Origin of the sequence: Streptomyces spiroverticillatus (genome assembly GCA_014650415.1) — a bacterium.
Taxonomy (GTDB): Bacteria; Actinomycetota; Actinomycetes; order Streptomycetales; family Streptomycetaceae; genus Streptomyces; species Streptomyces spiroverticillatus.
Window position 1 is genome coordinate 1 of record BMUX01000034.1, and the last position, 20,601, is coordinate 20,601.

General features: G+C 68.9%; 22 protein-coding genes. 18 read left to right on the forward strand and 4 right to left on the reverse strand.

The features are described 5' to 3' along the window. Positions 1 to 109 precede the first annotated feature (109 nt). The gene (locus tag IE269_RS40850) at positions 110 to 781 is read right to left on the reverse strand and encodes a response regulator (protein ID WP_189828425.1); all 672 of its coding nucleotides are present in this window, start codon (positions 779 to 781) and stop codon (positions 110 to 112) included. 282 nt (positions 782 to 1,063) lie between these two features. Beyond that, complete coding sequence (locus tag IE269_RS40855; RefSeq protein WP_189828426.1) at positions 1,064 to 1,921, reverse strand: RecB family exonuclease; 858 nt, start codon at positions 1,919 to 1,921, stop codon at positions 1,064 to 1,066. A gap of 195 nt (positions 1,922 to 2,116) precedes the next feature. On the opposite strand from IE269_RS40855, the gene IE269_RS40860 reads away from it, so the two are divergent. The 3 genes from IE269_RS40860 (at position 2,117) to IE269_RS40870 (ending at position 5,174) form a co-directional block, all read left to right on the forward strand. Continuing rightward, positions 2,117 to 3,394 (forward strand): site-2 protease family protein, encoded by a 1,278-nt coding sequence (locus IE269_RS40860; protein WP_189828427.1) that lies wholly within the window; start codon positions 2,117 to 2,119, stop codon positions 3,392 to 3,394. 59 nt (positions 3,395 to 3,453) lie between these two features. Further along, complete coding sequence (locus IE269_RS40865) at positions 3,454 to 4,365, forward strand: tRNA (adenine-N1)-methyltransferase (RefSeq protein WP_189828428.1); 912 nt, start codon at positions 3,454 to 3,456, stop codon at positions 4,363 to 4,365. Between the two features lie 242 nt (positions 4,366 to 4,607). Beyond that, entirely contained in the window at positions 4,608 to 5,174 is a 567-nt protein-coding gene (locus IE269_RS40870; protein WP_189828429.1) for a hypothetical protein, read from the forward strand. A gap of 35 nt (positions 5,175 to 5,209) precedes the next feature. Here the strand turns inward: IE269_RS40870 and IE269_RS40875 are convergent, their stop codons facing one another. Beyond that, a complete protein-coding gene (locus IE269_RS40875; RefSeq protein WP_189828463.1) occupies positions 5,210 to 5,530 on the reverse strand; it encodes a ferredoxin in 321 nt (106 codons plus the stop codon). 243 nt (positions 5,531 to 5,773) lie between these two features. Here IE269_RS40875 and arc point away from each other — a divergent pair, with 243 nt between their 5' ends. The 6 genes from arc (at position 5,774) to prcA (ending at position 11,866) form a co-directional block, all read left to right on the forward strand. Then, on the forward strand, positions 5,774 to 7,540 hold the full coding sequence (arc, locus tag IE269_RS40885; protein WP_189828430.1) for a proteasome ATPase: 1,767 nt from the start codon (positions 5,774 to 5,776) through the stop codon (positions 7,538 to 7,540). Between the two features lie 273 nt (positions 7,541 to 7,813). Continuing rightward, entirely contained in the window at positions 7,814 to 9,325 is a 1,512-nt protein-coding gene (gene dop, locus IE269_RS40890) for a depupylase/deamidase Dop (RefSeq protein WP_368861144.1), read from the forward strand. Between the two features lie 124 nt (positions 9,326 to 9,449). Beyond that, positions 9,450 to 9,668 (forward strand): ubiquitin-like protein Pup, encoded by a 219-nt coding sequence (locus tag IE269_RS40895; RefSeq protein ID WP_189828432.1) that lies wholly within the window; start codon positions 9,450 to 9,452, stop codon positions 9,666 to 9,668. A 6-nt stretch (positions 9,669 to 9,674) separates the two neighbouring features. After that, a complete protein-coding gene (locus IE269_RS40900) occupies positions 9,675 to 10,265 on the forward strand; it encodes an endonuclease VII domain-containing protein (RefSeq protein ID WP_189828433.1) in 591 nt (196 codons plus the stop codon). Further along, positions 10,217 to 11,062 carry a proteasome subunit beta gene (gene prcB, locus IE269_RS40905; protein ID WP_189828434.1) on the forward strand — a complete coding sequence of 282 codons (846 nt, stop codon included), beginning with the start codon at positions 10,217 to 10,219 and terminating at the stop codon, positions 11,060 to 11,062. The genes IE269_RS40900 and prcB overlap by 49 nt, the downstream gene beginning before the upstream one ends. Positions 11,063 to 11,116: 54 nt before the next feature. Then, the gene (gene prcA, locus IE269_RS40910) at positions 11,117 to 11,866 is read left to right on the forward strand and encodes a proteasome subunit alpha (RefSeq protein WP_189828435.1); all 750 of its coding nucleotides are present in this window, start codon (positions 11,117 to 11,119) and stop codon (positions 11,864 to 11,866) included. A 59-nt stretch (positions 11,867 to 11,925) separates the two neighbouring features. Here prcA and IE269_RS40915 read toward each other — a convergent pair whose 3' ends face one another. After that, positions 11,926 to 12,957, reverse strand: coding sequence for a LacI family DNA-binding transcriptional regulator (locus IE269_RS40915; RefSeq protein ID WP_189828436.1), 1,032 nt, complete (start codon positions 12,955 to 12,957; stop codon positions 11,926 to 11,928). Positions 12,958 to 13,093: 136 nt separating this feature from the next. Here IE269_RS40915 and IE269_RS40920 point away from each other — a divergent pair, with 136 nt between their 5' ends. The 9 genes from IE269_RS40920 to tatA all read left to right on the forward strand — a co-directional run bounded on the left by IE269_RS40920 (position 13,094) and on the right by tatA (position 20,574). Beyond that, positions 13,094 to 14,362: an MFS transporter gene (locus IE269_RS40920; protein WP_189828437.1), complete on the forward strand. Its 1,269-nt coding sequence runs from the start codon at positions 13,094 to 13,096 to the stop codon at positions 14,360 to 14,362. A 9-nt stretch (positions 14,363 to 14,371) separates the two neighbouring features. After that, complete coding sequence (gene pafA, locus IE269_RS40925) at positions 14,372 to 15,733, forward strand: Pup--protein ligase (protein WP_189828438.1); 1,362 nt, start codon at positions 14,372 to 14,374, stop codon at positions 15,731 to 15,733. A gap of 143 nt (positions 15,734 to 15,876) precedes the next feature. Beyond that, on the forward strand, positions 15,877 to 16,878 hold the full coding sequence (locus IE269_RS40930; RefSeq protein WP_189828439.1) for an FKBP-type peptidyl-prolyl cis-trans isomerase: 1,002 nt from the start codon (positions 15,877 to 15,879) through the stop codon (positions 16,876 to 16,878). 81 nt (positions 16,879 to 16,959) lie between these two features. Continuing rightward, positions 16,960 to 17,334, forward strand: coding sequence for an FKBP-type peptidyl-prolyl cis-trans isomerase (locus tag IE269_RS40935; protein ID WP_189828440.1), 375 nt, complete (start codon positions 16,960 to 16,962; stop codon positions 17,332 to 17,334). Between the two features lie 184 nt (positions 17,335 to 17,518). Then, on the forward strand, positions 17,519 to 18,478 hold the full coding sequence (locus IE269_RS40940) for a helix-turn-helix transcriptional regulator (protein WP_189828441.1): 960 nt from the start codon (positions 17,519 to 17,521) through the stop codon (positions 18,476 to 18,478). Positions 18,479 to 18,496: 18 nt separating this feature from the next. Further along, positions 18,497 to 19,516 (forward strand): helix-turn-helix transcriptional regulator, encoded by a 1,020-nt coding sequence (locus tag IE269_RS40945; RefSeq protein WP_229898146.1) that lies wholly within the window; start codon positions 18,497 to 18,499, stop codon positions 19,514 to 19,516. Between the two features lie 62 nt (positions 19,517 to 19,578). Further along, a complete protein-coding gene (locus tag IE269_RS40950) occupies positions 19,579 to 19,842 on the forward strand; it encodes a CpXC domain-containing protein (protein ID WP_189828442.1) in 264 nt (87 codons plus the stop codon). A gap of 27 nt (positions 19,843 to 19,869) precedes the next feature. Continuing rightward, positions 19,870 to 20,067 (forward strand): hypothetical protein, encoded by a 198-nt coding sequence (locus IE269_RS40955; RefSeq protein ID WP_189828443.1) that lies wholly within the window; start codon positions 19,870 to 19,872, stop codon positions 20,065 to 20,067. A gap of 216 nt (positions 20,068 to 20,283) precedes the next feature. Then, positions 20,284 to 20,574 (forward strand): Sec-independent protein translocase subunit TatA, encoded by a 291-nt coding sequence (gene tatA, locus IE269_RS40960; RefSeq protein ID WP_189828444.1) that lies wholly within the window; start codon positions 20,284 to 20,286, stop codon positions 20,572 to 20,574. The last annotated feature ends 27 nt before the right edge of the window (positions 20,575 to 20,601 follow it).

The following is a 20,601-nucleotide window of genomic DNA, read 5'->3' on the forward strand; positions in this document are numbered from 1 at the left end:
AGATCAGCAAGGGCTGACGCCTTCTTCAGAGGCACGAGAGGTACGGGAGCGGGGCCGCGCGGAATCATTCCGCGCGGCCCCGCTCCCGTACCCCCCGGCCCCTACTGCCCTACTGCCCGCCGGGCCGCACCAGACCGCTCTCGTACGCGAACACCGCCGCCTGCACCCGGTCGCGCAGCCCCAGCTTCGTCAGGACATGGCCCACATGCGTCTTGACGGTGGTCTCGCTCACGAACAGGTCCGCCGCGATCTCCGCGTTCGACAGACCGCGCGCCACCAGCTTCAGCACCTCCACCTCACGCTCGGTCAGCGTGTGCAGGGTGTCCGGCACCTCGTCCTCGCCCGACGGCAGATGATCCGCGTACTTGTCCAGCAGCCGGCGCGTGATGCTCGGCGCCAGCATCGCCTCACCGGCGGCCACCACCCGGATCGCCTGCACCAGCTCGTGCGCCGGAGCGTCCTTCAGCAGGAACCCGCTGGCCCCCGCCTTGAGCGCCTCCACCACGTACTCGTCCAGGTCGAACGTCGTCAGCACCAGCACCTTCGCCGGACCGTCCCGCCCGGGGCCCGTGATCTGCCGGGTCGCCTCCACACCGTCCATCCGCGGCATCCGGATGTCCATCAGCACCACATCGGGCTGCAACGCCCGCACCTGATCGAGCGCCTGCAGACCGTCACCGGCCTCGCCGACGACCGCAAGATCCTGCTCGGCCTCCAGAATCATCCGGAAACCGGTGCGCAGCAGAGGCTGGTCGTCGACCAGTAGGACGCGGATAGCCACAGGTACTCCTTCGCTAGACGCGCCCCATTCTGCCCTGTGGCCCGCCGGTGCTGTGCGGGGAGTGGATGGGTCTCGGTCCCGTGCGGGGGAGTGGGTGGCTGGTCGCGCAGTTCCCCGCACCCCTGGATGGTGCCCTCCGGGCAGCCATCCCCCCGCCCGCTTCCGCCGCCGTCCCCTTGGGCGGCGGGGCCGCCCCCCCCGGGGGGGCAAGGGGGCGGCCCGCCCGATCCGGGCCCATCCCGGTTCCGCCCCTGCTGCACCCACCCCGGTACCGGCCGCCCCCTACTCGGCCCCCGCCTGCCTCGGCACCACCGGCAGCGGATACACCGGGGGAGTGCCCCCGAACTCCGGGCACACCGCCTGGTGATCACACCACCCGCACAGCTTTGTCGGCCGCGGCCGCCATTCCCCCGTCTCCGTCGCCTCCACGATCGCCTCCCACAACGCATGCAGCTTCCGCTCCATCCGCTCCAGATCCGCCTCGTTCGGGTCGTACGTCAGCACATCCCCACTGCCCAGATACACCAGCTGCAGCCTGCGCGGCACGATCCGCTTCCACCGCCAGATCACCAGCGCGTAGAACTTCATCTGGAACAGCGCACCCTCCGCATACTCCGGCCGCGGCGCCTTCCCCGTCTTGTAGTCGACGATCCGCACCTCACCCGTCGGCGCGACATCCACCCGGTCGATCACCCCGCGCAGGCGCAGCCCCGACTCCAGCTCCGTCTCCACGAACAGCTCCCGCTCGGCGGGCTCGAGCCGCGTCGGGTCCTCCAACGTGAACCACTTCTCGACCAGGTCCTCCGCCTGCCCCAGCCACCGCGCCAGCCGCTCACCCTCCGCGTCGTCCGCGAACAGCTCCGCCAGCTCCGGCTTCGACTCCAGCAGCCGGTCCCACTGCCCCGGCACCATCGCCCGCGCCCGCGGCGCCGTCCGCTCCACCGCAGGGTCGTCGAACAACCGCTCGAGCACGGCATGGACCAACGTGCCCCGGGTAGCCGCCTCACTCGGCTTCTCCGGCAGCTTGTCGATCACCCGGAACCGGTACAGCAGCGGGCACTGCATGAAGTCGCTCGCCCGCGACGGGGACAACGACGCGGGACGCCTCGCCACGTCCGCAGGACCGCTACTCGTATTCATGACTCAGACCCTACGACCCACCACTGACAACGCCCGCCTACCATCGACGGCAGACCCACCCGCACTGCATGATCGGGGCAATGCCCCGCACAACGGCACCAGGGCGACACAGGCTTCAACAAAGATTTACCCGAACCGCAGCACGACGGCAGACACAGCACCACCGACGAGACGCAAGCCCAATGAAGGGGACCCGTGGAAGAGCGCGACGAGAGCGGCGACAGCGCACGCCCCCAATCCGGCACGGACGACACCCGCACCACCGGCACGGACAACGCCCCCACCCCCAAGGACACGCAGACCCCCGCCGAACGCCCCGGCAACCCCGGCGGCGGCATCCTCATGGGCCGCCCCTTCGGCGTACCTGTCTACGTCGCCCCCAGCTGGTTCCTCGTCGCCGCCCTCATCACCTGGGTCTTCGGCGGCCAGCTCGACCTCGTCCTGCCCGAGCTCGGCGCCGCCCGCTACCTCGTCTCCCTCTTCTTCGCCGTCGCCTTCTACGCCTCCGTACTCGTCCACGAACTCGCCCACACCGTCGCCGCCCTCCGCTTCAAACTCCCCGTACGGCGCATCCAGCTCCAGTTCTTCGGCGGCGTCTCCGAAATCGAGAAGGAGACCGAGACCCCCGGCCGCGAATTCGTCCTCGCCTTCGTCGGCCCCCTCCTCTCCCTCGCCCTCGCCGGCGTCTTCTACTGGGCCATGGACCTCGTCGAAGCAGGCACCGTCCCCGGCGTCCTCCTCGCCGGACTGATGATCTCCAACCTCATCGTCGCCGCCTTCAACCTCCTGCCCGGCCTCCCGCTCGACGGCGGACGCATGCTCCGCGCCGTCGTCTGGAAGATCACCGGCAACCCCATGACCGGCACCGTCGCCGCCGCCTGGGTCGGCCGCGCCCTCGCCGTCGCCGTCCTCATCGGCCTCCCCCTCCTCACCCACACCGGAGCCCTCGGCAACAAAACGCAGGACATCACCGGCATGGACACCGTCCTCGACGCACTCCTCGCCGCCATCCTCGCCGCCATCATCTGGACCGGCGCCGGAAACAGCCTCCGCATGGCCCGCCTGCGCCAGCACCTTCCCGACCTCCGCGCCCGCACCCTCACCCGCCGCGCCGTCCCCGTCGAATCCGCCACCCCCCTCTCCGAAGCCCTCCGCCGCGCCAACGAAGCAGGCGCCCGCGCCCTCGTCGTCGTCGACGGCCACGGCACCCCCACCGCCGTCGTCCGCGAAACCGCCATCGGCAACGTCCCCGAACACCGACGCCCCTGGGTCGCCGTCAGCGGCCTCGCCGCCGACCTCACCGACGACATGCGCATCCCCGCCGAACTCGCCGGCGAAGCCCTCCTCGACCGCCTCCGCGCCGCCCCCGCCACCGAATACCTCGTCGTCGAGGAAACCGGCGAGATCTACGGAGTCCTCTCCACCGCCGACGTCGAGCGCGCCTTCGTCAAAGCCATGGCCCGCCCCCGCTAGAGCCCCCACCGACCACAGGCGCGGCGAGAAGGCATCCAAACAGCCGGTAGGCTGGTCACATGTCCGAACCGACCGGTGCCGCCCGCCGACGCGGGCCCTTCAAGGTCGGGGACCAGGTCCAGCTGACTGACCCCAAGGGCCGCCACTACACGTTCACGCTCGAAGCCGGGAAGCAGTTCCACACCCACAAGGGTGCCTTCTCGCACGACGAGCTGATCGGGGCGTCCGAGGGCAGTGTTGTCCGTACCACGGGGAACGTCGCCTACCTGGCGCTCCGCCCCCTGCTCCCCGACTACGTCCTGTCCATGCCCCGCGGCGCAGCCGTGGTCTACCCCAAGGACGCGGGGCAGATCCTGGCCTTCGCCGACATCTTCGCCGGCGCCCGCGTCGTCGAAGCGGGCGTAGGATCCGGGGCCCTCAGCGCCTTCCTGCTGCGCGCCATCGGCGACCACGGCATGCTGCACTCCTACGAGCGCCGCGAAGACTTCGCCGACATCGCCAAGGGCAACGTCGAGCGCTACTTCGGCGGCCCCCACCCCGCATGGACCCTCACCGTCGGCGACCTCCAGGACAACCTCTCCGACACCGAGGTCGACCGCGTCGTCCTCGACATGCTCGCCCCCTGGGAAACCCTCGAAGCCGTCTCCAAGGCGCTCGTACCCGGCGGCATCCTCTGCGCCTACGTCGCCACCACCACCCAGCTCGCCCGGACCGTCGAGTCCATCCGCGAGATCGGCTGCTTCGCCGAACCCCAGCCGTGGGAATCCATGGTCCGCAACTGGCACGTCGAAGGCCTCGCCGTCCGCCCGGACCACCGCATGATCGGCCACACCGGCTTCCTCGTCACCGCCCGGCGCCTCGCCGACGGCGTCGAGCCCCCCATGCGCCGCCGCCGCCCCTCCAAGGGCGCCTACGGCGACGACTACGAAGGCCCCAACAAGGAGCGCGGCTCCAACGAGGCCCAGGGCTGAACCCAGGGCCCCGCCCCACAGGCAGCCCGCCCCAACAGACCGGCGCCGCCGTCCAGTTCCCGGACCGACACGAGAACTGGACGGCGGCGCCTCTTCGTTGCCACCCCATGCCCCTGTTGACCCGTTCTTTGTACGAAGCCCCGCCCCCCGGCGTTCCCACCCCCGCCCCCGTGTGGCACGATTCCGGCACCCCTCCCGTCGCCGGCGCCCCTCCCGGCACAGCCCCACAGGAGACACCCCGCGTGCACAACACCGCGCTCCCGGACCTCGCACACACCCGGCCCCGCGCGATGCACTGGCTCGCCACCGCCGCCGCCACCGCCGCCGTCGTAGCCCTCGCCGGACTCCTCCAGCCCACCGCCGCCACCGCCTCCCAAACGGCACGCGGAAACGCCCCCCAGGCACCGGCACAGGCCCGCCCCGCCCCCGACCCGGCCACCGCCGCCTACCCGCTGAAATGCCACGCCGGAAAGCCCGTCGTCGTACACAAGGCGACCGGCGACCTCGACGGCGACAGCAACCCCGAAACCGTCGCCGCCGTCCGCTGCGACAGCGGCATAGGCACCCCACCCACCGGCATCTACGTCCTCACCGGACCCGGCCGCGTCGTCGCCACCCTCCTCGACCCCGCCGACCAGCAGAACACCACCCGGCTCACCATCACCGGCAGAACCGTCACCGCGACCCTCCTCGGCTACTCCTCCGAAGCCGTCGCCCGCTGCTGCCCCGACACCAAGCAGCGCACCACATGGCAGTGGCGGAACGGAAAATTCCTCCGCTCCGCCACCACCGACGCCCAAAGCGTCTGACCGACCCGGCCGACCCCGAGGGCCGGCCGCCACGCCTACTCGGCGTCCGGCCCGTACACCTCGACCCTGTCCGAAACCCGACGCACATGAATGCAGTCGCCCGGGCACTCCTTCGCCGAGTCCACGACATCGTTCAGCAGCGTCAGCGGAACCGGCGTCGTCGCACCGGGCGACTGCAGCAACTCATCGTCACCACTCTTCACATACGCCAGACCGTCGATGTCGAGTTCGAAGACCTCCGGCGCGTACTGCGCACAGATCCCGTCGCCGGTGCAGAGGTCCTGATCGATCCACACCTCGAGAGGGTCGCCGACCTGGGCGCCGTCCGCGGTGGGAGCCTCTTCCTGCACGGTCATATCTCCTGCCGTTTCCTGCGCGGTATGCACCAATTGAAGCCAGCCCTGACGGGTGTTGAACACTTCGAAGATACAACCGCCCGCTTTCCGATGTTGCTGGGTGGGTATCCCCCCACTGTGAGGGAGTACGCAAGGGTGAAGATCAGACACTCCACGATCCTGTTTGTGATCTAGGGGTTTCAACCAGCACCCACCCAGGTAGGGTCAGGAAGCGTCCAGCTCCCCTTGGAGGAGGTGAGGACCGTGGCAGCCCACGACGACGACATCAACCGCGGCATCCGGCCCGCGCGAGGGTCCGAGGACCCCGCCGGACAGGTTGCCTATCTAGAGCAGGAAATCGCCGTCCTGCGACGCAAGCTCGCCGACTCTCCGCGTCACACGAGGATTCTCGAAGAGCGGATCGTCGAGCTGCAGACCAACCTGGCAGGCGTGTCCGCCCAGAACGAGCGGCTCGCCAACACACTCCGCGAGGCCCGCGACCAGATCGTGGCCCTCAAGGAAGAAGTGGACCGGCTCGCACAGCCGCCGGCCGGCTTCGGAGTGTTCCTGGAAGCCAACGAGGACGGCACGGCCGACATCTTCACCGGCGGGCGCAAGCTCCGGGTGAACGTCAGCCCCAGCGTCGAGCTCGACGAGCTCCGACGCGGCCAGGAAGTCATGCTCAACGAAGCACTCAACGTGGTCGAAGCCATGGAGTTCGAGCGCGCCGGGGACATCGTCACCCTCAAGGAAATCCTCGAGGACGGCGAACGCGCCCTGGTCACCGGGCACACCGACGAGGAACGGGTGGTCAGGCTCGCCGAGCCGCTGCTGGACGTCACCATCCGCCCCGGCGACGCCCTGCTCCTCGAACCCCGATCCGGCTACGTCTACGAAGTCATCCCCAAGAGCGAGGTCGAAGAACTCGTCCTCGAAGAGGTCCCCGACGTCGACTACGACAAGATCGGCGGCCTGGGCAACCAGATCGAACTGATCCGGGACGCCGTCGAGCTCCCCTACCTCTACCCCGACCTCTTCAAGGAGCACGAACTGCGGCCACCGAAGGGCATCCTGCTCTACGGCCCGCCCGGCTGCGGCAAGACCCTCATCGCCAAGGCCGTCGCCAACTCCCTGGCCAAAAAGGTCGCCGAAGTCACCGGCCAGCCCCAGGGGAAGTCCTACTTCCTCAACATCAAGGGCCCCGAACTCCTCAACAAGTACGTCGGCGAGACCGAGCGCCACATCCGGCTCGTCTTCCAACGTGCCCGCGAAAAGGCCAGCGAAGGAACCCCCGTCATCGTCTTCTTCGACGAGATGGAATCCCTCTTCCGCACCCGCGGATCCGGCGTCAGCTCGGACGTGGAGAACACCATCGTCCCCCAGCTGCTCGCCGAGATCGACGGCGTGGAAGGCCTGGAGAACGTCATCGTCATCGGCGCCTCCAACCGCGAAGACATGATCGACCCCGCGATCCTGCGCCCCGGCCGCCTCGACGTCAAAATCAAGATCGAGCGCCCGGACGCCGAAGCCGCCAAGGACATCTTCGCCAAGTACCTCAAGGCGACGCTGCCCCTGCACGCCGACGACCTCACGGAGCACACCGGCTCCAAGGAAGCCGCAGTGCACGGCATGATCCAGACAGTCGTCGAGCAGATGTACGCCGAAACCGAGGAAAACCGCTTCCTCGAAGTCACGTACGCCAACGGCGACAAGGAAGTCCTCTACTTCAAGGACTTCAACTCCGGCGCGATGATCCAGAACATCGTCGACCGGGCCAAGAAAATGGCGATCAAGGCCTTCCTCGACCACAACCAGAAGGGCCTGAGGATCGCACACCTCATCCAGGCCTGCGTGGACGAGTTCAAGGAGAACGAAGACCTGCCCAACACCACCAACCCCGACGACTGGGCCCGCATCTCCGGCAAGAAGGGCGAGCGGATCGTCTTCATCCGCACCCTCGTCACCGGAAAGCAGGGCGCAGACACCGGACGCTCCATCGACACGGTGGCCAACACCGGTCAGTACCTGTAATACGCAACCCGGCTGCGGATGCCGGCGGACAACCCGCCCGGCATCCGCAGCCGACGCATTCCCCCACCGCTCCCACCGCTTCACCCCCATCCCGAAGCCATTGTGGAGCAAACCCGCAATCGATCTCCCCACCAGCGCAAAGGCGTTCTAGGCTCTTCCGTACCGCCACCGCCGGTCGCACAGTGCGGGGACGGACACCGCACACGCACCCGAGAACCAGCGGTACTTGAGCACCGCCCCAGGACGGGGGCGGCGCCGGGCAAGGAGGGCCGCATGACCGTACGTCGAGTAATGGGCATCGAGACGGAATACGGAATCTCCGTCCCCGGCCACCCCAACGCCAATGCCATGCTCACCTCGTCCCAGATCGTCAACGCCTACGCGGCCGCGATGCACCGGGCGCGCCGCGCCCGCTGGGACTTCGAAGAAGAGAACCCCCTGCGCGACGCCCGAGGCTTCGACCTCGCCCGCGAAGCCGCAGACTCCAGCCAGCTCACCGACGAGGACATCGGCCTCGCCAACGTCATCCTGACCAACGGCGCCCGGCTCTACGTCGACCACGCACACCCCGAGTACAGCTCCCCGGAAATCACCAACCCGATGGACGCCGTCCTCTGGGACAAGGCCGGCGAACGCATCATGGCCGAAGCCGCCGAACGCGCCGCCCAGCTCCCCGGCGCCCAGCCGATCCTGCTCTACAAGAACAACACCGACAACAAGGGCGCCTCCTACGGCACGCACGAGAACTACCTGATGAAGCGGGAGACCCCCTTCTCGGACATCGTGCGCCACCTCACCCCGTTCTTCGTCAGCCGCCAGGTCATCACCGGCGCAGGCCGCGTCGGCATCGGCCAGGACGGCCACGAACACGGCTTCCAGATCAGCCAGCGCGCCGACTACTTCGAGGTCGAGGTCGGCCTGGAGACCACCCTCAAGCGCCCCATCATCAACACCCGCGACGAACCCCACTCCGACGCCGAGAAGTACCGCCGCCTCCACGTCATCATCGGCGACGCCAACCTGTCGGAGATCTCCACGTACCTCAAGCTCGGCACGACCGCACTGGTCCTGTCGATGATCGAGGACGGCTTCATCAACGTCGACCTCGCCGTCGACCAGCCCGTCCGCACCCTCCACCAGGTCTCCCACGACCCCGACCTCCAGCACCTGGTCACGCTGCGCAGCGGCCGGTCACTGACCGCCGTACAGCTCCAGATGGAGTACTTCGAGCTGGCCCGCAAGTACGTGGAGGAAAGGTTCGGGGCGGACGCCGACGACCAGACCAAGGACGTCCTCACTCGGTGGGAGGACGTGCTCAACCGTCTGGAGAACGACCCGATGAGCCTGTCCGGGGAACTGGACTGGATCGCCAAGCGGGAGCTCCTGGAGGGCTACCGCCGGCGCGACAACCTCGACTGGGACGCGGCCAGGCTCCACCTGGTCGACCTCCAGTACGCGGACGTACGACCCGACAAGGGCCTGTACAACCGCCTGGCGGCCCGGGGAAGGATGAAGCGGCTGCTGGACGAGAACGCGGTCGAGAGGGCCGAGACGAAGCCTCCGGAGGACACCAGGGCGTACTTCCGCGGCCGCTGCCTGGAGCAGTACGCGGACGACGTCGCCGCGGCCTCCTGGGACTCCGTCATCTTCGACCTCCCCGGCCGGGACTCCCTCCAGCGGGTCCCGACCCTGGAACCGCTCCGGGGCACGAGGAACCACGTCAAGGAGCTGCTGGACCGCTGCCGCACGGCGGACGAACTGGTCCGGGTGCTCTCGGGCGGCTGAAATGCGGCCCAAGTGGGAATCAGACAAGTACGAGGCGAATGTCGGACCCGGGTTATAGGGTCTGATCAAGGGTCCGGTTAACCACCGGAATCAAAAGCATCTAACCGAGCGGGGTGAGGTAGAGATGGCGACCAAGGACACCGGCGGCGGACAGCAGAAGGCGACGCGTTCCACCGAGGAGACCGAGGAGCAGACTGCGGAGGCGCAGGGCTCGGAAGACCTCAAGGAACGTCAGGAAAAGCTTTCCGACGACGTGGACTCTGTTCTCGACGAAATCGATGACGTACTCGAGGAAAATGCCGAGGAGTTCGTGCGGGGATTTGTTCAGAAAGGTGGGGAATAGGGCTAAATGTCCGATTCGCTCACGAAGAAATGCTCGCGTTGCCAGCAGATGCTCTCCCGGGATGCCTTCGCGCGGAATAAGGCGTCCCGGGACGGCCTTCAGGCCTACTGTCGGAAATGCTGGGCGGAGTATTACCAGGAACGTCAAGCAGCGCGTGGAAAGATAGTTCGCCAGAAGGTAGAAGTTCCCGAAGGGTATAAATTCTGCCGGACCTGTGAACAGATCAAACCGCACAGTGAATGGTGCCGAAATCGGACCGCTCCTGATGGCTTGGACAGTCGGTGCAAATCCTGCAAAGCATCCAAGGGGCGGGCGAGTTACTTCAAGCGTGCCTACGGCATCACCGAAGCCCAGCGCGACGAAATGATCGCCTCGCAGTACGGGGTCTGCACGATCTGCCTGAAGGCCCCCGCCGTGCATGTGGATCACTGCCACGAGACGGGTAGGGTCCGAGGCGTACTGTGCTTCAACTGCAATGCGGCCCTCGGCCAGTTGGGAGACGATCCCGACACGTTGCACCGGGCCATCGCATACCTGGAGGGAAACGCGTGGAAGCCAACACTCGTAGCACCGGGCGTCTACCAGCTGCCTTCCTGACGCCCGGGTCGGCCTCGTTCATGGACTTCCTGAACGAGCACTCGCCCGAGCTGCTCCCCGGCAACCGGGTGCTGCCCCCCGTGGCAGGCGTCGTCGAGGCGCCGCACGGGACGACCATCGTGGCCGCGACCTTCCCCGGCGGGGTCGTCCTCGCCGGCGACCGGCGCGCCACCATGGGGAACATGATCGCCCAGCGCGACATCGAGAAGGTCTTCCCGGCCGACGAGTACTCGGCGGTCGGGATCGCGGGCACGGCGGGCCTCGCCGTGGAGATGGTGAAGCTCTTCCAGCTGGAGCTGGAGCACTTCGAGAAGGTCGAGGGCGCACAGCTCTCGCTCGAAGGAAAGGCGAACCGTCTCTCGACGATGATCCGGTCGAATCTCGGAATGGCGATGCAGGGCCTGGCCGTGGTGCCGCTGTTCGCGGGTTACGACCTGGACCGGGAGAAGGGCCGCATCTTCTCGTACGACGTCACGGGCGGCCGTTCCGAGGAACTCGGGTACGCGGCCACCGGGTCGGGTTCCGTGTTCGCGCGGGGTTCGATGAAGAAGCTGTACCGGAAGGACCTGTCGGAGCAGGAGACGACCACGCTGGTCATCCAGGCGCTCTATGACGCGGCGGACGACGATTCGGCGACGGGCGGGCCCGATGTGGCGCGTCGTATCTATCCGATCGTGACCGTCATCACGGACGAGGGTTTCCGGCGGTTGACGGACGACGAGTCCGCCGAACTGGCGCGGGCGATTCTGGAGAAGCGTCTGGAGCAGCCCGACGGCCCGCGTGCCGCGCTCCTCTGATTTCTCCGAGCTTCTCTCATGTTTTCGCCTCTGACAGAAAGGGACGGATAGCCGGTGTCGACGCCGTTCTATGTCTCACCCCAGCAGGCCATGGCCGACCGGGCGGAATACGCCCGGAAGGGCATCGCCCGTGGACGCAGCCTGGTTGTGCTGCAGTTTGCCGACGGCATTGTCTTCGTCGGCGAGAACCCGTCCCGTGCGCTGCACAAGTTCAGCGAGATCTACGACCGGATCGGCTTTGCGGCCGCCGGTAAGTACAACGAGTACGAGAACCTGCGGATCGGTGGTGTCAGGTACGCCGACATGCGGGGGTACACCTATGACCGTGACGACGTGACGGCGCGCGGTCTGGCGAATGTGTATGCGCAGACGCTCGGGTCGATCTTCTCCAGCAGTGCGGAGAAGCCGTACGAGGTCGAGTTGGTGGTCGCCGAGGTCGGTGCCGAGCGGGAGGGTGACCAGATTTACCGGTTGCCGCACGACGGGTCGATCGTGGACGAGCACGGTTCGGTCGCGGTGGGCGGCAATGCGGAGCAGATCAGCAGTTTCCTGGATCAACGGCACCGTGACGACATGAGTCTGGCGGAGGCGTTGAAGCTGGCCGTGCAGGCGTTGTCGCGGGACACCAATGGTACGGAGCGGGAGATTCCGGCGGAGCGTCTTGAGGTTGCGGTGCTGGACCGTACGCGGCCGCAGCAGCGGAAGTTCAAGCGGATCGTGGGGCGGCAGTTGTCGCGTCTGCTGGAGGCCGACGGTGATGCGTCGGCGCCGACCGAGGTGCCTTCGGACACCGAGGAGGAGTAGGCCTGCGGGTGTGCTCAGGTGGCCCCGGACCGTGGTTGCGGTCCGGGGCTTCTTGCGTGTCAGGGGGCGGGTGCCGTGGAGCCGCGTGCGACGAGTTCGACGGGGAGTTCGGTGCTGTCGGGGGTGCGGCCTTCCAGGACGGCGAGGAGGGCGGCCATGCCGCGTTGGCCGACCTGTTCGGCGGGGAGACGGACGGTGGTGAGTTCGGGTTCGACGGCGGTGGCGAGGGCGAGGTCGTCGAAGCCGGTGACGGAGATGTCGTCGGGGATGCGCAGGCCGAGGCGGCGGAGGGCTTTGCAGGCTCCGGCGGCGAGGATGTCGTCGTCGCAGACGACGGCGGTGGGGCGGTCGGTGTCGGTGGTGGTGAGGGCGGTTTCGACGGCGGCGCGGGCGCTGTGGACGTCGAGGGCGGAGTGGACGGTGCGCAGGGTGGTGCCGGGCGGGAGTGCTGCGGTGAGGGTGCGGGCGCGGACGTGGAAGGTCCACGTGTCGACGGCGGAGGCGAGGTGGAGGAAGCGGCGGTGGCCGTGGTCGAGGAGGTGGCGGGCGACCTGGTGGATGCCGTCGGCGATGGCGAGGTTGACGTGGGCGGCTGCGGCGTTTGTGCGGTCGGTGTCGGTGGGGTCGCTGTCGAGCATGACGAGGGGGAGTCCTGCGGTGCGCAGGGCGCCGAGGGCGTGGGTGGCCATGGAGGAGGCGATGACGCCGTCGAGGGCGGTGCGGGCGGAGGCGAAGGGGTCGCGGGCGGGGCCGGTGCCGTCGGGGGAGGGGTAGAGGACGACGCCGAAGCCCTGTTCGGCTGCGGTGGCGGCGGCTCCGGTGTAGACGCGGGCGAAGAATTCGTTGGTGAGGGCGGGGACGACGAGGAGTGCGGTGCGGGTGCGGCCGAGGCGGAGGCTGCGGGCGGCCTGGTTGGGGCGGTAGCCGAGGTCGTCGGCGGCGTCGCGGACGAGGGCGGCGGTGCGGGGGGAGACGCGGCCCTGCCACTTGTCGCCGAGGACGAGGGAGACGGTGGCCTGGGAGACTCCGGCGGCCCGGGCGACGTCCCTGCTGGTGGGGACGGTGCGGGTGGGGTGTGCGGGGGTGGTCACCGGGTTCTCCGTCGGTGGTGGGCGGGGTGTGCTGGGTGGACTGTCGGGTTGGGCACATGGTACGTATGACGGCGGTAGTTATACGTAAAACCCCTTCGTCCGGACGGGCGGGTCGGGGGTGAGAAGGGCGGGACGGATGGCCGCGGGATACGCCGAGCTGCTGGGGACGCGCCATGCGGCGCGGCTGCTGGCCGGGACGCTGGTGGGGCGGTTGCCGAACGCGACGGCGCCGATCGCGATCATGCTGTTCACCCGGGCGGAGGGCGGCAGCTACACGCTGGGCGGTGCGCTGGCCGCCGTGTACGGGGTGTCCAACGCCGTGGGTCAGCCGCTGCTGGGCCGGGCGGTGGACCTGAAGGGGCAGCCCAGGGTGCAGCTCCCCGCGGCGTTCCTGTCGGCGCTGGGCGTGCTGCTGCTGTGCCTGTCCGGCATCGAGCACCTGGTGCTCGCGTACGTCGCCGTGGTGGTGGCGGGGCTGTTCACGCCGCCGCTGGAGGGCGGGCTGCGGGCGCTGTGGCCGAGTGTGCTGGGCGACGAGGACAAGGTGCACCGGGCGTACGCGATGGACGCGGTGGCCCAGGAGATCATGTTCACGGTCGGTCCGCTGCTGGTGACGGTGCTGGTGTCGTTGTGGTCGCCGGCGGCGGCGCTGTTGGTGATCAACGGGATCGGTGTGCTGGGGGCGTTGTCGGTGGTGGTGTCGGAGCCGTCGCGGAAGTGGCGTTCGGCGCCGCGTGAGGCGCACTGGCTGGGGGCGTTGCGTTCGCCGGGTCTGCTGGCGCTGCTGGGGTCGTTCTTCTTCGTCGGGGTCGCGCTGGGTTCGATCACGGTGGCGGGTGTGGCGTACGGGGACGACCACGGGAAGGCGTGGGTGTACGGGGTGCTGATGGCGGCCCTGGGTCTGGGTGCGCTGGTGGGCGGTCTGGTGTACGGGGCGCGGCAGTGGGCGGGGGCGCCGGAGCCGCGGCTGGTGGTGATCGTGGCGTTGCTGGCGGCGGGGTATCTGCCGTTGCTGCTGACGCCGGGTGTGGTGGCGATGACGGTGCTGGCGGGTGTGGCGGGGGTGTTCCTGGCGCCGGCGCTGGCGTGTGCGTTCATCGTGGTGGACCGGCATGCGCCGCGGGGGACGGTGACAGAGGCGTTCTCGTGGCTGGTGACGACGTTCGGTGTGGGGTCGGCGGTGGGTACGGGGGTTGCGGGGCCTGCGGTGGAACTCGGGGGTACGGCGGCGAGTTTCGGGGTGGCGGCGGTCGGCGGGGTGCTGGCGCTGCTGGTTCTGGTGGCGACGCGCCGGGTGTTGAGGGTTCCTCAGGTCAGGGGGAGCGCCGTAAACATTGTGGGGACTTCCGAAAATGATCGAATCGGTGAGGTCGAACCCGGTTTCAGCTCAGGCCATCAGGCGTAATGTTCAGACATGGACCGCCGCATTTTCGGGCTGGAGAACGAGTACGGCGTCACGTGCACGTTCAGGGGACAGCGCCGACTGTCTCCTGACGAAGTGGCGCGCTACCTCTTCCGCCGTGTTGTGTCATGGGGCCGCAGCAGCAACGTCTTCCTGCGGAACGGCGCCCGCCTGTACCTCGACGTGGGATCGCATCCGGAATACGCAACTCCCGAGTGCGACAACCTGACCGAGCTGGTCACCCACGACAAGGCCGGTGAGCGCATTCTCGAAGGCCTGCTCGTCGACGCCGAACGCCGCCTGCACGAGGAGGGAATCGCGGGCGACGTCTATCTGTTCAAGAACAACACCGATTCCGCCGGGAACTCCTACGGCTGCCATGAGAATTACCTGGTGGCGCGGCACGGGGAGTTCTCGCGGCTCGCGGACATTCTGATTCCGTTCCTGGTGACGCGTCAGCTGATCTGCGGTGCGGGGAAGGTGCTTCAGACGCCGCGTGGTGCGGTGTACTGCGTGAGTCAGCGGGCGGAGCACATCTGGGAGGGCGTCAGTTCCGCGACGACGCGTTCGAGGCCGATCATCAACACGCGTGACGAGCCGCATGCGGACGCGGAGCGCTACCGCAGGCTGCACGTCATCGTCGGTGACTCGAACATGTCCGAGACGACGATGCTGCTGAAGGTCGGTGCCACGGATCTCGTGCTGCGCATGATCGAGGCGGGCACGGTGATGCGGGACCTGACGCTGGAGAACCCGATCCGGGCGATCCGTGAGGTCTCCCACGACATCACGGGGCAGCGGAAGGTGCGTCTGGCGAGCGGGCGGGAGGCGTCCGCGCTGGAGGTGCAGCGCGAGTACTACGAGAAGGCCGTGGACTTCGTGGACCGGCGCGGTATCCGCGAGGGCAACGTGGCCAAGGTGCTGGAGCTGTGGGGCCGGGCGCTGGACGCCATCGAGGCGGAGGACCTGGACCGGATCGGCACCGAGATCGACTGGGTCATGAAGTACAAGCTGATCGAGCGGTACCGGGCGAAGCACAACATGACGATGTCGCATCCCAGGGTCGCGCAGATAGACCTCGCGTACCACGACATCCACCGGCGCCGGGGGCTGTACTACCTGCTGGAGAAGAAGGGGCAGGCGGCGCGGATCTGCAACGACCTGAAGATCTTCGAGGGCAAGTCGGTGCCGCCGCAGACGACGCGGGCGCGCCTTCGGGGTGACTTCATCCGGCGGGCGCAGGAGCAGCGCCGGGACTTCACGGTGGACTGGGTGCATCTGAAGCTGAACGACCAGGCGCAGCGGACGGTGCTGTGCAAGGACCCGTTCCGGTCGGTGGACGACCGGGTGGAGAAGCTGATCGCCGGGATGTAGCGGTGGGCTTTTCCGTGGGACGACGGCCGTGGGCCGGGGCGTGATCGCTCCGGCCCACGGCCGTGTCGGTGCTCGTGGTGCTGCTGGGGCATGGTCGTAGAGTGGCGGGACTGCCCGGACACCCCCTACCGCGAGTTGGACTGATGATCCCCAAGAAGACTGCCCGCATTGCCGCTGCCGCCCTGGTGGTGCCCGCCCTGTTCCTGACCGCCGCCTGTGGTTCCGATGCCAAGGACGGCAAGGACGACGGGTCGAAGACCGTTTCGGCCGAGGCCGTTGCCAAGGTGTCGGGGAAGTTCGGTGACGAGCCGAAGATCGACGTGGCGAAGGACGCGAAGGCCGCGGACAAGGTCGTGGTGAAGACCCTGTCCGAGGGCACGGGTGCCGCGGTGACGAAGAGCGACATCGTCCGTCTCGACTTCTCGGGCAAGACGATGAAGGGCCAGACGCTGGGTTCGACCTGGATGAAGCAGCCGGGCACGGACCCGAAGGCGCCGCGCATGCAGGTCGTGCAGGAGCTCTCGCAGCCCGGTCAGATGCTGCCGACGAAGGTGATGGAGTCGCTGGCGGGCAAGAAGGTCGGCTCGCGCGTGGAGATCGAGGGCACGGCGAAGGCGCTGATCGGCGACCAGCTGAACCCGCAGTCGGGGATCACCCCGCAGGACGGTCTGGTGTGGGTCGTGGACATCGTGGGGGCGAAGTCCTTCGACAAGAAGGCCGCGGCGAAGGGCGAGCAGGCGGCGCCGGCCGAGGGCATGCCGGAGGCGAAGGACGAGGGCCAGAAGGCCGCGACCATCACCATTCCCAAGGGCGAGAAGGCCCCGAAGGAGCTGAAGGAGCAGGTCCTCATCAAGGGGACGGGTGCCGAGGTGAAGGCCGGTGAGGGTCTGGTCGCCCAGTACACGGGTGTGAAGTGGGAGGACGGCAAGAAGTTCGACTCCTCCTGGGACCACGGCGGTGCGACGGCGTTCCCGATCGGTGTCGGCGGTGTCATCCCGGGCTGGGACAAGGGCCTGGTCGGCAAGCACGTCGGTGACCGGGTGCTGCTGAGCATTCCGGCGGACCAGGCGTACGGGAAGAGCCCGCAGCACCAGCTGGCCAAGAACAACCTGGTCTTCGTCGTCGACATCCTCGGTACCGTCTGACCGGGACGGTCGGGTGCCCGGGTTTTCCGGGCCGTGCGAGACTGTCGCGTTGTCCGACATGTACGAAGTAGGAGCAGACCTGTGAGCATCGAGAAGCCCGAGATCGACTTCCCCGAGGGCCCCGTTCCCACGGACCTGGAGATCGTGGACATCTGGGAGGGCGACGGCCCCGAGGCGAAGGCCGGCGCCTACGTCAAGGTCCACTACGTGGGCGTGGCGTTCTCCACCGGCGAGGAGTTCGACGCCTCCTGGAACCGCGGCACCCCGCTGGAGTTCCAGCTCGGCGCCGGTCAGGTCATCCAGGGCTGGGACCAGGGCGTGCAGGGCATGAAGGTCGGCGGCCGTCGCCGGCTGACCATCCCGGCGCACCTGGGTTACGGCGACCGCGGTGCGGGTGGCGGCGTCATCGCCCCGGGCGAGACGCTGATCTTCGTCTGCGACCTGGTGTCCGTCTGATCGCTGTGTGCGTCTGATCGCCGTGCGCGTACGCCGCTGCTGAGTGCGGCGTGCGATGCGGTACGAGGGCCTCCGCCTCCTGGGCGGGGGCCCTCGGCTTTTGCGGCGACACCCCGGGGCGGTACGGTCGACGGTCGTAGCGCCCGGACGGTTGGTGGCGCGCATCTGGGGAGAGAGGGCGTCGATGGCGATTGCCAAGGCCGAGCGTTTGATGAACCTGGCGCTGTGCCTGCTGGGGACGCGGCGCCCGCTCAGCAAGCGTGAGTTGAAGGAGTCGATCGAGGCCTACCTGGAGGCGGGCAACGAGGAGTCCTTCAACCGGATGTTCGAGCGCGACAAGGACGATCTGCGCGAGCTCGGTCTGGTCATCGAGACGGTGGAGAACCTGGACGGCGACGCCGGGTATCTGGCCCGCCGGGACAGCAACCGGCTGCCCGCGATCCAGCTCGACGCCGAGGAGGCCGCCGCACTGGGGCTCGCCGCGAAGGTGTGGCAGCAGGCCCGGCTCGCGGGTGCGGCCTCCGGCGCGCTCCAGAAGCTGCGCGCCGCCGGGATGCCGGAGGCGGAGGACCCGTACGCCGCGCAGCCGCACAGTGCGCTGGAGCCGAGGATTCCGGTGCACGAGGCGGCGTTCGAGCCTTTGATGCTGGCCTGCCGGGACCGGCGTCCCGTGGTCTTCGACTACCGCAAGGCGACCGCCGCCCGGCCGGAGACCCGGCAGGTGGAGCCGTGGACGCTGGAGTGCTGGCGCGGCCACTGGTACCTGGCGGGCTGGGACCGCGACCGGGGTGCGGAGCGGGTGTTCCGGCTGTCGCGGATCACCGGGAAGGTGCGCTCCAGGGCGGGGAAGTTCACCGCCGAGGTGCCCGACGTGGTGACGGTGCGCGAGACGGTGGAGAGCTGGGCGGGGGAGACCGCGACCCGCAGCGCGCTGATCAAGCTGCGTGCCGGTTCCGGGTATCCGCTGCGGTCGCGGGCGACGGCGGTGCGGGAGCTGGGCGACGGCTGGGACGAGCTGGCCATTCCGTACGGGCACGGTCTTGACGCGTGGCTGGTGGAGTTCGGCCCGGACGTGGTGGTGCTGGAGCCCGCGGATCTGCGGGCGGACGTCGTGGACCGGCTGCGCGCCGTGGCCAAGGGCTGAGGGGCGGAGCGGTTTTTCATGGCGACGAACGCGATTGACCAGACGCGGCGGATGCTGTCGCTGGTGACGTATCTGCGGGAGCGGCCCGGTGCGCACATCGAGGACGTGGCGCGGGCCTTCGGGATCACCCAGGACGAGCTGATCTCGGACCTGGACGTGCTGCCGATGTGCGGGACGAGTTTCCGGGGCGGTGACCTGCTGGACATCGACACCGACGGCGAGCGGATCTGGTGGCACAACCCCGACGACGTGGCCGAGCCGCTGCGCCTCGCGGCGGACGAGGCGACGGCGCTGCTGGTGGCGGCCCGTGCGGTCTCCACGCTGCCCGGGCTGCGCGAGGGCGACCGGCAGGCCCTGCTGCGGGCGACGGCGAAGCTGGAGGCGGCGGCCGGTGAGGCGGCCGGGGCCAGCTCCCGGCTGTCGGTGACGTTCGAGTCGGAGGGCGGGGTCTTCGCGGACGTCGACCGGGCGATCTCGGAGCGGCGTCGGCTGTGGCTGCGCTACTACTCGCCGGCCCGCGACGAGCTGACCGAGCGCGAGGTGGACCCGATCCGCCTGTTCGCGGTCGGCCACACGTACATGGAGGCGTGGTGCCGTCTCTCGGAGGCGCGGCGCACCTTCCGCCTGGACCGGGTCGCGGAGATCAAGCTGCTCGACGAGCCGTCGGCGCCGCCGGAGATCGAGCTGCGGGACCTCTCGGAGGGCCTCGTGCAGCCCGCCGCCGAGGACCCGGAGGTCGTGGTGGAGGTGGGGCCCGGCGGGCGCTGGGTCGCCGAGTACTACCCGCACGACAGTGCCGAGGAGCTGCCCGACGGCGGGCTTCGGGTCACGCTGCGCACCCCGGACCCGGCGTCGCTGCGCAGGCTGGCGCTGCGGCTCGGGCGGGACGGGCGGATTGTGTCGCCGGTGGGGCTGGCGGTCAGCGCGCGGGAGGCGGCGCGGGAGGCCCTTTCCGCGTACGAGTCCACGGCGGGCGAGTCCACCGCGGGCGAGCCCTCCTCGTACGGGACGAAGCCGGGCGGTCTCGCCCAGCAGTAGACGGGCGGGCGACGGGGGTGCGGCCCGCCCGGTGTGACGGAACCACCAAGGAGAGCTGGGACATGTCAGTGATGTCTGGTCCTTACCGAGCGGCCGCCCCACCGGAGGCGGTTCTCTTCAAGGCGGCCTGCCCGGACTGCCGGGCCCGCTTCGAGCTGGACGCGGACGGTCTGCGGCTGGCGATCGGCGGCAGCCGCCGCACCACCTTCTACTCCTTCACCTGCCCGGAGTGCGGCAACGCGGTCCGCAAGCCGGCCGGGGAGCGGATTGTGGAACTCCTCACCCGGGGCGGGGTGCGGACGCTGCGCCTCCACTCGGCCCACTGACCCCGCGCGACCCCTTAGGCTCCTCCCATGTTCTGGCCCATGCTCGCCATCTCCCTCGGTTTCCTCGGACTCGCCGTCCTCGGCGTGCTGGCCGTGCGGGTCTTCGTCGAAGTCCGCCGCCTGGGGCGGCAGGTCGCCGAGTCCTCGCAGCGGATCACCCTCGCCGCCGAGGACCTGGAGCGGTCCGCGGAGGGACTGGCGCGCACGGGTGAAGCCCTGCGGTAGCCGTGGGAACGAGGGCCTCCGCCGGTGTCCGGCACAGGGGTACGCTCGATGACTGCGGTGCCGGGAGCGAGGCACGGGCCGCAATCCGGAGTACGCACGGGCATTGCCCTGTGTTTACTCCGGGGGGTTACGATCGCTGACAGTACGAAGGGCTCGGACGCATGTCCGGCCACACGCTCCACTCCCACCCCGCCGCCTCGGTGAGAAGGTCCCACTATGTTCCGTCAGATCGGTGCCCCCGAACTGATCATCATCGCCCTGCTGATCCTGCTGCTGTTCGGCGCCAAGAAGCTGCCCGACATGGCGCGCTCGCTCGGCAAGTCCGCCCGCATCCTCAAGAGCGAGGCCAAGGCGATGAAGTCCGAGGGCGGCCAGAAGGCGAGCGCCCCCGCGGACCCGCCGGCGCCGGACGCCCAGACCGAGAGTGACGCCCCGCGCACCATCAAGGCCGCTCCCGGCGACGTGACCTCCCGTCCGGTGACCGAGCCGACCGACGTCAAGCGCTGACACCGGTCCGACGCGGACAGCCCGAAC

Excerpts from the sequence above, each read along its gene's own strand:
- IE269_RS40855 (WP_189828426.1), bottom strand. The coding sequence starts at position 1,921 with ATGAATACGAGTAGCGGTCCTGCGGACGTGGCGAGGCGTCCCGCGTCG.
- IE269_RS40865 (WP_189828428.1), top strand. The coding sequence starts at position 3,454 with ATGTCCGAACCGACCGGTGCCGCCCGCCGACGCGGGCCCTTCAAGGTC.
- IE269_RS40875 (WP_189828463.1), bottom strand. The coding sequence starts at position 5,530 with ATGACCGTGCAGGAAGAGGCTCCCACCGCGGACGGCGCCCAGGTCGGC.
- dop (WP_368861144.1), top strand. The coding sequence starts at position 7,814 with ATGACCGTACGTCGAGTAATGGGCATCGAGACGGAATACGGAATCTCC.
- IE269_RS40895 (WP_189828432.1), top strand. The coding sequence starts at position 9,450 with ATGGCGACCAAGGACACCGGCGGCGGACAGCAGAAGGCGACGCGTTCC.
- IE269_RS40900 (WP_189828433.1), top strand. The coding sequence starts at position 9,675 with ATGTCCGATTCGCTCACGAAGAAATGCTCGCGTTGCCAGCAGATGCTC.
- IE269_RS40920 (WP_189828437.1), top strand. The coding sequence starts at position 13,094 with ATGGCCGCGGGATACGCCGAGCTGCTGGGGACGCGCCATGCGGCGCGG.
- pafA (WP_189828438.1), top strand. The coding sequence starts at position 14,372 with ATGGACCGCCGCATTTTCGGGCTGGAGAACGAGTACGGCGTCACGTGC.
- IE269_RS40930 (WP_189828439.1), top strand. The coding sequence starts at position 15,877 with ATGATCCCCAAGAAGACTGCCCGCATTGCCGCTGCCGCCCTGGTGGTG.
- IE269_RS40940 (WP_189828441.1), top strand. The coding sequence starts at position 17,519 with ATGGCGATTGCCAAGGCCGAGCGTTTGATGAACCTGGCGCTGTGCCTG.
- IE269_RS40945 (WP_229898146.1), top strand. The coding sequence starts at position 18,497 with ATGGCGACGAACGCGATTGACCAGACGCGGCGGATGCTGTCGCTGGTG.
- IE269_RS40950 (WP_189828442.1), top strand. The coding sequence starts at position 19,579 with ATGTCAGTGATGTCTGGTCCTTACCGAGCGGCCGCCCCACCGGAGGCG.
- IE269_RS40955 (WP_189828443.1), top strand. The coding sequence starts at position 19,870 with ATGTTCTGGCCCATGCTCGCCATCTCCCTCGGTTTCCTCGGACTCGCC.
- tatA (WP_189828444.1), top strand. The coding sequence starts at position 20,284 with ATGTTCCGTCAGATCGGTGCCCCCGAACTGATCATCATCGCCCTGCTG.